This is a genomic window from Phytobacter massiliensis JC163, assembly GCF_000321045.1.
GTDB lineage: Bacteria > Pseudomonadota > Gammaproteobacteria > Enterobacterales > Enterobacteriaceae > Phytobacter_A > Phytobacter_A massiliensis.
Window position 1 is genome coordinate 605,404 of record NZ_HE578946.1, and the last position, 12,331, is coordinate 617,734.

General features: G+C 55.7%; 11 protein-coding genes, 3 tRNA genes and 1 pseudogene. 14 read left to right on the forward strand and 1 reads right to left on the reverse strand.

Annotation, left to right across the window (positions count from 1 at the left end):
- Positions 1 to 118 precede the first annotated feature (118 nt).
- The 14 genes and pseudogenes from pncC to ENTHG_RS13335 all read left to right on the forward strand — a co-directional run bounded on the left by pncC (position 119) and on the right by ENTHG_RS13335 (position 11,044).
- A complete protein-coding gene (pncC, locus tag ENTHG_RS13270; RefSeq protein WP_044180404.1) occupies positions 119 to 616 on the forward strand; it encodes a nicotinamide-nucleotide amidase in 498 nt (165 codons plus the stop codon).
- 91 nt (positions 617 to 707) lie between these two features.
- Complete coding sequence (gene recA / locus ENTHG_RS13275) at positions 708 to 1,772, forward strand: recombinase RecA (protein ID WP_044180405.1); 1,065 nt, start codon at positions 708 to 710, stop codon at positions 1,770 to 1,772.
- Positions 1,773 to 1,838: 66 nt separating this feature from the next.
- Positions 1,839 to 2,339, forward strand: coding sequence for a recombination regulator RecX (gene recX / locus ENTHG_RS13280; protein WP_044180406.1), 501 nt, complete (start codon positions 1,839 to 1,841; stop codon positions 2,337 to 2,339).
- A gap of 128 nt (positions 2,340 to 2,467) precedes the next feature.
- A complete protein-coding gene (gene alaS, locus ENTHG_RS13285) occupies positions 2,468 to 5,095 on the forward strand; it encodes an alanine--tRNA ligase (RefSeq protein ID WP_044180408.1) in 2,628 nt (875 codons plus the stop codon).
- Between the two features lie 241 nt (positions 5,096 to 5,336).
- Positions 5,337 to 5,522 carry a carbon storage regulator CsrA gene (csrA, locus tag ENTHG_RS13290; protein WP_000906486.1) on the forward strand — a complete coding sequence of 62 codons (186 nt, stop codon included), beginning with the start codon at positions 5,337 to 5,339 and terminating at the stop codon, positions 5,520 to 5,522.
- Between the two features lie 317 nt (positions 5,523 to 5,839).
- A tRNA-Ser gene (locus tag ENTHG_RS13295) sits at positions 5,840 to 5,932 on the forward strand.
- A gap of 3 nt (positions 5,933 to 5,935) precedes the next feature.
- Positions 5,936 to 6,012: transfer RNA gene (locus tag ENTHG_RS13300), tRNA-Arg, on the forward strand.
- A gap of 195 nt (positions 6,013 to 6,207) precedes the next feature.
- Positions 6,208 to 6,284 (forward strand) — tRNA-Arg (locus ENTHG_RS13305).
- 228 nt (positions 6,285 to 6,512) lie between these two features.
- Positions 6,513 to 6,827: a BON domain-containing protein gene (locus ENTHG_RS13310; RefSeq protein ID WP_044180411.1), complete on the forward strand. Its 315-nt coding sequence runs from the start codon at positions 6,513 to 6,515 to the stop codon at positions 6,825 to 6,827.
- A 119-nt stretch (positions 6,828 to 6,946) separates the two neighbouring features.
- Positions 6,947 to 7,513, forward strand: a complete 567-nt coding sequence (yqaB, locus tag ENTHG_RS13315) for a fructose-1-phosphate/6-phosphogluconate phosphatase (RefSeq protein ID WP_044180413.1) — start codon at positions 6,947 to 6,949, stop codon at positions 7,511 to 7,513.
- Positions 7,510 to 7,937 (forward strand): annotated as a pseudogene (locus ENTHG_RS13320) (YqaA family protein). Before yqaB ends, ENTHG_RS13320 begins: the two are co-directional and overlap by 4 nt.
- Positions 7,938 to 8,031: 94 nt before the next feature.
- Complete coding sequence (gene gshA / locus ENTHG_RS13325) at positions 8,032 to 9,576, forward strand: glutamate--cysteine ligase (protein WP_044180415.1); 1,545 nt, start codon at positions 8,032 to 8,034, stop codon at positions 9,574 to 9,576.
- A 149-nt stretch (positions 9,577 to 9,725) separates the two neighbouring features.
- On the forward strand, positions 9,726 to 10,241 hold the full coding sequence (gene luxS, locus ENTHG_RS13330; RefSeq protein ID WP_044180417.1) for an S-ribosylhomocysteine lyase: 516 nt from the start codon (positions 9,726 to 9,728) through the stop codon (positions 10,239 to 10,241).
- 44 nt (positions 10,242 to 10,285) lie between these two features.
- Positions 10,286 to 11,044, forward strand: a complete 759-nt coding sequence (locus ENTHG_RS13335) for an AraC family transcriptional regulator (protein WP_044180418.1) — start codon at positions 10,286 to 10,288, stop codon at positions 11,042 to 11,044.
- Here the strand turns inward: ENTHG_RS13335 and ENTHG_RS13340 are convergent.
- Positions 11,041 to 12,331, reverse strand: a 1,291-nt coding sequence (locus ENTHG_RS13340; RefSeq protein WP_044180420.1) for a 2-isopropylmalate synthase, incomplete at its 5' end; no start/stop codon positions are given. The genes ENTHG_RS13335 and ENTHG_RS13340 overlap by 4 nt on opposite strands.

Sequence of the window (12,331 nt, forward strand, 5' to 3'; positions counted from 1 at the left end):
TCCCGAGCCAGCCTGGGCTGGCTTTTTTCGGAAGCCTCCTCGTAAATCTTCACTCCCGCCCCCACCTTTACGCTGAAAGTGCTATCTTTTGCGCCACGGTTATTGGACAGGAGTCAACATGACTGACAGCGAATTAATGCAGTTGAGCGAGCGCATCGGTCGGGCGCTGAAAGCGCGCAGAGCGAGCGTCACCACGGCGGAATCCTGCACCGGCGGCTGGGTGGCGAAAGTCATTACCGATATTGCCGGTAGCTCCGCCTGGTTTGAACGCGGTTTCGTCACCTACAGTAATGAGGCGAAATCGCAAATGATCGGCGTGAAGCCAGAGACGCTGGCGGCGCACGGCGCGGTCAGCGAACCGGTGGTGGTAGAGATGGCGATTGGCGCGCTAAAAGCGGCGCGAGCTGACTATGCTATTTCAATCAGCGGCATTGCCGGGCCGGACGGCGGCAGCGACGATAAGCCCGTCGGCACGGTGTGGTTTGGCTTCGCAAGCGTCAGCGGGCAGGGCATTACCCGCCGGGAATGTTTCCCCGGCGATCGTGAGGCGGTACGCCGTCAGGCGACGGCTTATGCCCTGCAAACCCTGTGGCAACATTTTCTACAAAACACTTGAGATACTGTATGACTATACAGTATAATTGCGGCAACAAAACAGAAATCCACGGCGAAGCGCAGTCGCTTCACCCGGCATGACAGGAGTAATAATGGCTATCGACGAAAACAAACAAAAGGCGCTTGCGGCAGCACTGGGTCAGATCGAAAAGCAATTCGGTAAAGGCTCCATCATGCGTCTGGGTGAAGACCGTTCTATGGATGTCGAAACCATCCCGACCGGCTCGCTTTCGCTGGATATCGCGCTGGGCGCGGGCGGTCTGCCGATGGGCCGTATCGTAGAGATTTACGGGCCGGAATCTTCCGGTAAAACCACGCTGACCCTGCAGGTGATCGCCGCTGCGCAGCGTGAAGGTAAAACCTGTGCGTTTATCGATGCCGAGCACGCGCTGGACCCGATCTACGCACGTAAGCTGGGCGTGGATATCGATAACCTGCTCTGCTCGCAGCCGGATACCGGTGAGCAGGCGCTGGAAATCTGTGACGCGCTGGCGCGTTCCGGCGCGGTTGACGTTATCGTCGTCGACTCCGTCGCCGCCCTGACGCCGAAAGCGGAAATTGAAGGTGAAATCGGTGACTCTCACATGGGCCTCGCGGCGCGTATGATGAGCCAGGCCATGCGTAAGCTGGCTGGTAACCTTAAGCAGTCCAATACGCTGCTGATCTTCATCAACCAGATCCGTATGAAAATCGGCGTTATGTTCGGTAACCCGGAAACCACCACCGGTGGTAACGCGCTGAAATTCTACGCCTCCGTGCGCCTGGACATCCGCCGTATCGGCGCGGTGAAAGAGGGCGATAACGTGGTGGGTAGCGAAACCCGCGTTAAAGTGGTGAAAAACAAAATCGCCGCGCCGTTTAAACAGGCTGAATTCCAGATCCTCTATGGTGAAGGCATCAACTTCTACGGCGAACTGGTTGACCTGGGCGTGAAAGAGAAGCTGATTGAAAAAGCGGGCGCCTGGTACAGCTACAACGGCGAGAAAATCGGTCAGGGTAAAGCGAACGCCACTAACTGGCTGAAAGAGAACCCGGCGACGGCCAAAGAGATCGAGAAGAAAGTGCGTGAGATTCTGCTCAGCAACCCTTCCTCCGGTCCTGACTTCACCGTGGACGACAACGGCGAAGGCGTCGAAGAAACCAACGAAGATTTCTGATAATCTGAGTAATAATTAAGGGCTGCTGATGCAGCCCTTTTCGTTTTTATGCTGGCAGGAAAAAAGATGACCGACAACACCCCTCGCCGCTCTGGCTATGCCCGTCTGCTCGACCGCGCCCTGCGCATCCTGGCGATGCGCGACCACGCCGAACAAGAACTGCGGCGCAAACTTACCGCTCCGATAATGACCAAAAACGGGCTGGAGAAGCCGGACGCCGACCCGGATGACGTTGAAAAAGTGGTGGCCTGGTGCATGGAGAGTCACTATCTGGATGATGAGCGCTTTGCCCGCCAGTTCATCGCCAGCCGCAGCCGCAAGGGCTATGGCCCGTCACGTATCCGCCAGGAGCTGGGGCAAAAAGGGGTGACGCGGGAAGTCAGCGAAACGGCGATGCGCGAATGCGATATCGACTGGTGCGAGCTGGCGCGACAGCAGGCGCAGCGTAAATTTGGCGAGCCTTTGCCGACCCACTTTGCAGAGAAAGCGAAAGTGCAGCGCTTTTTACTCTACCGCGGTTATTTGCTGGAGGATATTCAGGAAATCTGGCGAAATTTTACCGCTTGAGCGCATACGGGATTTTACTTCGCTGACAAGAAAACTTATCTTATTCCCACTTTTTCCAGTAGCGGGCGGTTTTTTGTGAAAGGACGCGACCTGCTACGCTATTTCGTTAGCTTGATTTCAGGATAATTATGAGCAAGAGCACCGCTGAGATCCGTCAGGCGTTTCTCGATTTTTTCCATAGCAAGGGCCATCAGGTAGTTGCTAGCAGCTCCCTTGTGCCGAATAACGACCCGACTCTGCTGTTTACCAACGCCGGGATGAATCAGTTCAAAGATGTCTTTCTTGGGCTCGATAAGCGTAATTATTCCCGCGCGACCACCGCACAACGCTGCGTACGCGCAGGCGGTAAACACAATGACCTGGAAAACGTCGGTTACACCGCGCGTCACCATACCTTCTTCGAAATGCTGGGCAACTTCAGCTTTGGCGATTACTTCAAACACGATGCGATTCAATATGCGTGGGAGCTGTTAACCGGTGAAAACTGGTTCAACCTGCCGAAAGATCGTCTGTGGGTGACCGTCTATGAAACCGATGACGAAGCCTACGAAATCTGGGAAAAAGAGGTGGGTATCCCACGCGAGCGCATTATTCGCATCGGCGATAACAAGGGCGCTCCCTACGCCTCTGACAACTTCTGGCAGATGGGCGATACCGGTCCGTGCGGCCCGTGCACCGAGATTTTCTACGATCATGGCGATCATATCTGGGGTGGCCCTCCGGGAAGCCCGGAAGAAGACGGCGATCGCTACATTGAGATCTGGAACATCGTCTTCATGCAGTTCAACCGTCAGGCTGACGGCACGATGGAGCCGCTGCCGAAACCTTCCGTCGATACCGGGATGGGGCTGGAGCGCATCACGGCGGTTCTGCAGCATGTGAACTCCAACTACGAAATCGATCTGTTTAGCAAACTTATCAAAGCGGTGGCCGACGTTACCGGCGCGACCGATTTGAGCAATAAATCCCTGCGCGTTATCGCGGACCATATTCGTTCCTGCGCTTTCCTGATCGCAGACGGCGTTATCCCGTCGAACGAAAACCGTGGTTATGTGCTGCGCCGTATCATTCGTCGCGCAATCCGTCACGGCAACATGCTGGGCGCGAAAGAAACCTTCTTCTACAAGCTGGTTGGGCCGCTGCTTGACGTCATGGGTTCTGCGGGCGAAGAGCTTAAACGCCAGCAGGCGCAGGTTGAGCAGGTACTGAAAACCGAAGAAGAGCAGTTTGCTCGTACCCTGGAGCGCGGACTGGCGCTGCTGGACGAAGAGCTGGCGAAGCTGACCGGCGATACGCTGGATGGCGAAACGGCTTTCCGCCTGTATGACACCTACGGTTTCCCGGTAGACCTGACGGCGGATGTGTGCCGTGAGCGCAACATCAAAGTCGACGAGGCTGGTTTTGAGGCCGCGATGGAAGAGCAGCGCCGTCGCGCGCGTGAATCCAGCGGTTTCGGCGCGGACTATAACGCGATGATCCGCGTTGACAGCGCCTCTGAATTTAAAGGCTACGACCATCTGGAACTGACCGGCAAAGTGACCGGCCTGTTTGTGGACGGAAAAGCCGTAGAGGTGGTTAACGCAGGGCAGGACGCTGTCGTCGTGCTGGATCAGACGCCGTTCTACGCAGAATCTGGCGGCCAGGTTGGCGATAAGGGCGAACTGAAAGGTAACGGCTTCACCTTTAGCGTTTCCGATACGCAGAAATATGGCCAGGCGATTGGTCATACGGGCAAAGTTGTCTCCGGCTCGCTGAAAGTAGGCGATGGCGTTAAGGCCGAAGTGGATGAGGCGCGTCGTTTACGTATCCGCCTGAACCACTCCGCGACCCACCTGATGCACGCGGCGCTGCGCCAGGTGCTCGGTACGCACGTCGCGCAGAAAGGTTCGCTGGTGAATGACAAAGCGCTGCGCTTTGACTTCTCACACTTTGAAGCGATGAAACCGTCCGAAATCCGCGCGGTAGAAGATCTGGTCAACGCACAAATCCGCCGTAATTTGCCTGTCGAAACCAATATCATGGATATTGATGCAGCCAGAGCAACGGGCGCAATGGCGCTGTTCGGTGAAAAATACGACGATCGCGTGCGCGTATTGCGCATGGGCGACTTCTCTACCGAATTGTGCGGTGGTACGCACGCTGCGCGCACCGGCGATATTGGCCTGTTCCATATCGTTTCCGAGTCCGGTACTGCGGCAGGCGTTCGCCGTATTGAAGCGGTGACGGGCGAGGGGGCCATTGCCGCCCTGCACGCGCAAAGCGATCAGTTACACGATATCGCCCAGCTGTTGAAAGGCGATAGCGCGAATCTGGGTGATAAAGTACGTTCCGCGCTGGAGCGTACCCGTCAACTGGAAAAAGAGATACAACAGCTGAAAGAACAGCAGGCCGCTCTGGAGAGCGTCAGCCTGTCCGGGAAGGCTGAAGAAATCAACGGCGTTAAACTCCTGGTCAGCGAGCTGACTGGCGTTGAACCGAAGATGCTGCGTACCATGGTGGACGATCTGAAGAACCAGCTGGGTTCTGCGATTATTGTTCTCGCCACAGTGGCAGAAGGTAAGGTTTCTCTGATTGCGGGGGTCTCTAAGGATGTGACCGATCGCGTGAAAGCAGGGGAGCTTGTTGGAATGGTTGCCCAGCAGGTCGGCGGCAAAGGCGGCGGCCGTCCGGATATGGCGCAGGCTGGCGGCACGGACGTGGCGGCACTTCCGGCTGCACTTGCCAGCGTGAAAGGCTGGGTAAGCGCGAAACTGTAATAATTACAAAGCGGATGCAGACGCCATAACCTTACGGTTGTGGCGTTCTTGCCAGTACGCTATTGAAAACGATAAAGTCAGGTTGAAGTTGAGTATATCGGCTAAACTTACGTCTAACAGAATGTGATGCCGTGACTGCTTACACATTACGTGTTTGTCATCGCTTACTTTTTGGCGTTATATGATGGAGAATGCCGGGATACGAGAGACCCGACTCTTTTAATCTTTCAAGGAGCAAAGAATGCTGATTCTGACTCGTCGAGTTGGTGAGACCCTCATGATTGGGGATGAGGTCACTGTGACTGTTTTAGGAGTTAAGGGTAACCAGGTGCGTATTGGTGTTAACGCCCCTAAAGAGGTATCCGTTCACCGTGAAGAGATCTACCAGCGTATCCAGGCTGAAAAATCACAGCAGTCCAGTTATTGATATTACCGCGTCTCGCCGCAATGGCGAGACGCAGCGTCTTTCTGAATTATCCTCTCCCTGCGTTACTCTTTTATTGCACCCCTTTAAACAACCGCTTTCCTTTGATGGCCACCCGGTTCTGCCAGGGGCGTCGCTGCCTGATTTCTGCTGAGAAAACATCCTTTTTGCGGATTTAACCGGCTAATTGTCTGCGAAGTGTGCAAACGATTCAGGGGCTGGAAAAATTGTTTGACTTATAAGTCCCAGAAAGTAATATGTGCGCCACGCAGCGACGATGAGCAGAAACAAGTTCTTCGAAGCACTCGTAAGAGGCGTGTGGTGAGGTGGCCGAGAGGCTGAAGGCGCTCCCCTGCTAAGGGAGTATGCGGTCAAAAGCTGCATCCGGGGTTCGAATCCCCGCCTCACCGCCATTTGCATCCGTAGCTCAGCTGGATAGAGTACTCGGCTACGAACCGAGCGGTCGGAGGTTCGAATCCTCCCGGATGCACCATATTCTCCTTGCTTTCAGCAATGAAGGTGTGGATGAGGTGGCGGTAATAACCGCAAGCACCAGGGGGATAACGTTGCTTTAGCAACGGCCCGAAGGGCGAGCCGCAAGGCGAGTAATCCTCCCGGATGCACCATCTTACTTAGGTATGGCGTTTACGCGGTACTTAGTATCAGCAGTGAAATAGTAAGTCCCGATGCATCCGTAGCTCAGCTGGATAGAGTACTCGGCTACGAACCGAGCGGTCGGAGGTTCGAATCCTCCCGGATGCACCATATTCTCCACGCTTTCAGCAATGAAGGTGTAGACGAGGTAGCGGTAATCACCGCAGGCACCAGGAAGGATAACGTTGCTTTAGCAACGACCCCAAAGACAAGTCATCCTCCCGGATGCACCATCCCCCTGATACTTCACAACATTCCCCAGACTTTTTTATTGGCAACCTGCTCATTTCCTTATACTTTATCCCTGTATTGACCAGAAAGTTGCAAGGAGAGGATTCCATGAGAGGGTTTAAAGCATTTTCGGCATTTTGCGCAATGCTGCTTATGGCCGTATCGCTGGCGGGCTGTGCGGGCTCGTCCACCAAAGAAAGTACCGGCGGCTATATTGATGACACCGTCATTACCACAAAAGTGAAAGCGGCGCTGTTCAACGACAAGAGCATCAAATCTTCTGAAATCAGCGTTGAAACTTTTAAAGGCCGCGTACAGCTGAGCGGCTTCGTCTCTTCATCGCAAAGCGCGAACCGTGCCGTTGAAGTGACGCGCAGAGTGCAGGGCGTGCGCGTGGTTGAAAACGACCTGCGTATCAAATAGCAGCATATCTCTGCTTACAAGGCGCCTGCGGGCGCCTTTGTCATATCAGCGGTCAGCAGCGACAAAAGAGGCCTTTTACGCTACAGTAGCTTCTTTGTTATCCGGTCGGCGGGAGCACGATGTACGAACAATATCAGGGTTTGATTTTTGACATGGATGGCACCATCCTGGATACCGAACCAACACATCGCAAAGCCTGGGGCGAGGTTTTAAAGCACTACGGAATGCGTTACGAGCCTGAGGCGTTGATCGGGCTAAACGGTTCGCCAACCTGGCGGATTGCTCAGTTCATCATTGAGATGAATCACGCCGATCTTGATCCCTACCTGCTGGCCCAGGAGAAAACCGACGCGGTCAGAGCTATGCTGCTGGACACCGTCCGGCCCTTACCGCTGATTGATGTGGTAAAGGAGTGGTATGGACGTCGTCCTCTCGCGGTTGGCACCGGCAGCGAAGCCGCTATCGCCGAAGCGCTGTTAGCCCATCTCAATTTACGGCAGTATTTCGATGCCGTGGTCGCAGCTGACCATGTCCAAAACCACAAGCCTGCGCCGGATACCTTTTTGCTTTGCGCTGAACGCATCGGCGTCGCGCCGCAGCATTGTGTGGTATTTGAGGACGCGGACTTTGGCCTGCAGGCAGCTCGCGCGGCGGGCATGGATGCGGTGGACGTGCGTCTGTTGTGAGTGACGGGCTGTCGCTTCTTTCTCTGTTCGCCAGTAGTTTTCTTAGCGCCACGCTGCTGCCCGGAAGCTCCGAGGCAGTGCTGGTGGGAATGCTACTTTCCGGCATAAGTAAGCCATGGATTCTGGTATTAATAGCAACAATGGGTAATAGCCTTGGAGGGCTGACTAACGTTATTCTTGGGCGTTTCTTTCCGTTACGTGAGAAATCGCGCTGGCAGGAAAAAGCGACAGGCTGGCTAAGACGCTATGGCGCAGCCACACTGTTACTCAGCTGGATGCCTGTAATGGGCGATTTACTGTGCCTGCTGGCGGGATGGATGCGCATCCCCTGGGGGCCCGTTGTGTTTTTTTGTGCCTTGGAAAGGCGTTACGCTATGTGCTGGTCGCGGGCGTAACGCTACAGGGTATGACGTGGTGGCACTAATTGGACGGAGTAAGTGACCTCAGGGCTGTGACAGCTCAACGTCAACCATTACAATTATGCTTAATAAAATGATTTTTACAGGCGGGAGGTCAATTTGATCCCGGACGTATCGCAGGCGCTGGCCTGGCTGGAAAACCATCCTCAGGCTTTAAAGGGGATACAACGCGGGCTTGAGCGCGAAACGCTGCGCGTCAACGCCGATGGCACGCTGGCAACCACCGGCCATCCGCGCGAGCTTGGCTCGGCGCTCACGCACAAATGGATTACCACTGATTTCGCCGAAGCGCTGCTGGAGTTCATAACGCCGGTAGATGGCGACATCGACCACATGCTGACGATCATGCGCGATATCCACCGCCACACGGCGCGTGAGATTGGCGATGAACGCATGTGGCCGCTGAGCATGCCTTGCTATATTGAAAACGGGCAGGATATTGAGCTGGCGCAGTACGGCAGCTCAAATATTGGTCGCCTGAAAACGCTCTACCGCGAGGGGCTCAAAAACCGTTATGGCGCGCTGATGCAGACCATCTCTGGCGTGCACTATAACTTTTCGCTGCCGATGGCCTTCTGGCAGGCGAAATGCGGCAACACGGATAAAGAATCCGTGTCGGACGGCTACTTCCGCGTTATCCGCAACTACTACCGCTTTGGTTGGGTGATTCCCTATCTGTTCGGCGCTTCTCCGGCCATTTGCTCCTCCTTCTTACAGGGTAAGCCAACTACGCTGCCGTTCGAGAAGACGCCGGGCGGCATGTATTATCTGCCTTATGCTACCTCGCTGCGCTTAAGCGACCTTGGCTACACCAATAAATCACAGAGCAATCTGGGCATTACCTTCAACGACCTTCATGGCTACGTGGAAGCGCTCAAGCGCGCCATCAAAACGCCGTCTGAAGAGTACGCGAAGATAGGGGTAGAAAAAGAGGGCAAATACCTGCAGATCAATACCAATATTCTGCAGATTGAAAACGAGCTCTATGCGCCGATTCGTCCGAAACGGGTGACCCGCAGCGGCGAAGCGCCTTCAGACGCGCTGCTACGCGGCGGCATTGAGTATATCGAAGTGCGCTCGCTGGATATCAACCCCTTCACGCCGATCGGTGTGGATGAGCAGCAGGTGCGCTTCCTGGACCTGTTTATGGTCTGGTGCGCGCTGGCCGAGGCGCCGGAGATGAGCAGCGACGAACTGCTCTGTACCCGTACTAACTGGAACCGTGTTATCCTGGAAGGGCGCAAGCCTGGCCTGACGCTGGGTATTGGCTGCGAAACCGCCCAGTTCCCGCTGCAGCAGGTGGGCAAAGATCTGTTCCGCGACCTTAAACGCGTCGCGCAGACGCTGGACAGCCTGTACGGCGATAACCATTACGAAAAAGTTTGCGATGAACTGCTGGCCTGCTTCGACGATCCTGAACTGACCTTCTCGGCGCGCATATTGCGCTCGATGATTGACAATGGCATTGGCGGCACAGGCAAAGCGCTGGCGGATCGGTATCGTTCTATGCTGCGCGAAGAGCCGCTGGAAATTATCAGCGAAGATGATTTCAGTAAAGAACGCGATGCGTCGTGGGCGAAACAGCAAGAAATTGAAGCGGCGGATAGCGAAACATTTGAGGCGTTGCTGGCAAGACACGCCTGACAGAAAAGAAAAAGGCCACATTACTGTGGCCAAATTTCATCTCTGAAAACAGGGATGATGATAACAAATGCGCGTCTTTCATATACTCAGACTCGCGTTGAAAAGAAGAGTTCAATTTATTTTAAAAAAATCACTGCGGAGGTGACTAAATGCCATTATTGGATAGCTTCACTGTCGATCATACCCGTATGGAAGCGCCTGCGGTCCGTGTTGCAAAAACCATGAACACGCCTCATGGCGACACCATCACCGTCTTCGATCTGCGCTTTTGTGTACCAAATAAAGAAGTCATGCCGGAAAAAGGTATCCATACCCTGGAGCACCTGTTTGCAGGCTTTATGCGCGATCACCTGAACGGTAACGGCGTTGAGATTATTGATATTTCGCCGATGGGCTGCCGTACTGGCTTCTATATGAGTCTGATTGGCACGCCGGATGAGCAGCGCGTTGCCGACGCCTGGAAAGCGGCGATGGCCGATGTGCTTAAAGTTCAGGATCAAAACCAGATCCCGGAACTGAACGTCTACCAGTGCGGGACTTACCAGATGCACTCCCTTGGCGAAGCGCAGGATATCGCCCGCCATATTCTCGATCGTGACGTGCGCGTTAACAGCAACGAAGAACTGGCGTTGCCGAAAGAGAAACTGCAAGAACTGCACATCTAGTACGTTTATCCCTCTCCTGCGGGAGAGGGGAAGACGAGGGCCGGATGAGCACAACCTTATCGTTCTCCTTTCACCAGCGTCCTTTTGTCCCCTACGCTCACGACTATCTTCACGGTGAGCGCGAGCCCTGGCATCAGCATGATTGCGCGCAGTTACTGCACATACTCAGCGGCGTGGTGAGAGTCGATACTCCTGAGGGAAGCTGGGTTGTGCCGCCCGGTCGCGGCGTCTGGCTTCCGGCGGGTACGCAACATGCTCTGCGCATAACAGGGAACGTCGCGGCGCGCACGCTATTTATCGATCCGCTGGCGCGGGCGGACCTGCCGGCTTCCTGCCAGATTGTGCAAATCACCCCGTTGCTGCGCGAACTGATTGTCGCCGCATTTTCCCTGCCCGAAAACTACGCTCCCGGTAGCCGTGACGAGCGGATTTATGAACTGGTGCTGGATGAGATCCGCGGTATGCAGGCGCTGCCGTTTTATCTGCCTGAGCCGCACAGCGAAACGCTTAAAAAGCTGTGTCAGCAGATCCGCGACACCATCGCCGAGCCGTGGAGCAGCGCTCAGGCCGCCGCTTTTATTAATATGAGCGAGAAGACGCTGAGCCGTCATTTTCAACGGCAGACCGCGCTAACCTTTGGCGAGTGGGTTCGCCGCGCAAGGCTGATGGAGGCGCTGGTGCGGCTGGCGCAGGGCCATTCGGTATTGCGGGTCGCGCTGGATCTCGGTTACGGCAGCCACAGCGCCTTCACGGCGATGTTTCGCCGGGTGATGGGCGTCTCACCCAGCGATTACTTTCGTTAGCTCTCCGGGCTCAGGGCATTGAGCAGCGCCTGCAGAGAAGCGCGCGCCACGTCATTATCAATCCCCACGCCCCAGCGCCCACTGCCGTCAGGGAACAGGCAGTGAATGTAGGCCACAGAACGGCTGTCGCTGCGCTCGCCAAGGGTATGCTCATGATAATCCTTAATGCTGAACGTCAGCTTTAACGCCTGGCCGAGCGCGCCCGCCGCCGCCGACAGCAGCCCGTTCCCCACGCTCTCAAGCTTGCGGTTTCCTTCCTCGCTGCCAAGGGTCGCCTGCAGATGAAGCTGGCCGTCCTGGCGGCTCTCGCTTTTATAGTCAATCAGCCTTAACGGCGGCTGCGGGATCAGGCCGTAACGCTGCCTGAAAAGCTGCCACAGCGCGTTCTGCGTTATCTCTTTTCCGTGGGTGTCGGTCTCCCGCTGGACATATTGGCTGAAATCCTGCTGCAGCGCGCGCGGCAGTTTCAGCCCGTGGTTCTGTTCAATCAGCCAGGCGCTGCCGCTTTTTCCCGACTGGCTGTTAACGCGGATCACCGCCTCATAGCTGCAGCCGATATCCTGAGGGTCAACGGGCAGGTAGGGCATTTGCCAGCGATCGCCCGGCGAACGGGCGTCGAAGCCTTTTTTGATCGCATCCTGATGGGAGCCGGAAAAGGCCGTGTAGGCGAGTCTGCCAGCCCAGGGGTGGCGCGGATGGACGGGCAGCTGATTACAGGTTTCCGCCACCTCCACGACGTGCTGCATATTGCTGAAATCAAGCTGCGGCGATACGCCCTGGCTGTAGAGATTCATCGCCAGCGTCACCAGGCAGACATTGCCGGTACGCTCGCCGTTGCCAAAGAGGCAGCCCTCAACGCGATCGGCGCCGGCCAGCAGGGCCAGCTCTGCGCTTGCCACGCCGGTGCCGCGGTCATTGTGCGGGTGAACGCTGATACACACCTGCGAGCGACGCGAAAAATGGCGGCAGAAATATTCAATTTGGTCGGCATAGACATTCGGCGTGTTGACCTCCACCGTGGCCGGCAGATTAATGATCATTGGCCTCTCCGCGCACGGCTGCCAGACGTCGGCCACCGCTTCGCAAATGGCCAGCGCGAATTCCGGCTCGGTAAAACAGAAGGTTTCGGGGGAATATTCATACTGCCAGTGCGTGTGCGGCTGCTGTTCACACAGCTGGCGAATAAGCCGGGTTGAGCGTACGGCAAGGGCAATAACGTCCTCTTTCTCCATGCCAAATACCAGCTTGCGAAACAGCGGCGCTGTGGCGTTATAAAGATGGATCGTG

What these genes read in the sequence shown, in the direction of transcription:
- csrA (WP_000906486.1), top strand. Translation starts at nt 5,337, where the DNA reads ATGCTGATTCTGACTCGTCGAGTTGGTGAGACCCTCATGATTGGGGAT.
- recA (WP_044180405.1), top strand. Translation starts at nt 708, where the DNA reads ATGGCTATCGACGAAAACAAACAAAAGGCGCTTGCGGCAGCACTGGGT.
- alaS (WP_044180408.1), top strand. Translation starts at nt 2,468, where the DNA reads ATGAGCAAGAGCACCGCTGAGATCCGTCAGGCGTTTCTCGATTTTTTC.
- ENTHG_RS13310 (WP_044180411.1), top strand. Translation starts at nt 6,513, where the DNA reads ATGAGAGGGTTTAAAGCATTTTCGGCATTTTGCGCAATGCTGCTTATG.
- pncC (WP_044180404.1), top strand. Translation starts at nt 119, where the DNA reads ATGACTGACAGCGAATTAATGCAGTTGAGCGAGCGCATCGGTCGGGCG.
- ENTHG_RS13335 (WP_044180418.1), top strand. Translation starts at nt 10,286, where the DNA reads ATGAGCACAACCTTATCGTTCTCCTTTCACCAGCGTCCTTTTGTCCCC.
- recX (WP_044180406.1), top strand. Translation starts at nt 1,839, where the DNA reads ATGACCGACAACACCCCTCGCCGCTCTGGCTATGCCCGTCTGCTCGAC.
- yqaB (WP_044180413.1), top strand. Translation starts at nt 6,947, where the DNA reads ATGTACGAACAATATCAGGGTTTGATTTTTGACATGGATGGCACCATC.
- luxS (WP_044180417.1), top strand. Translation starts at nt 9,726, where the DNA reads ATGCCATTATTGGATAGCTTCACTGTCGATCATACCCGTATGGAAGCG.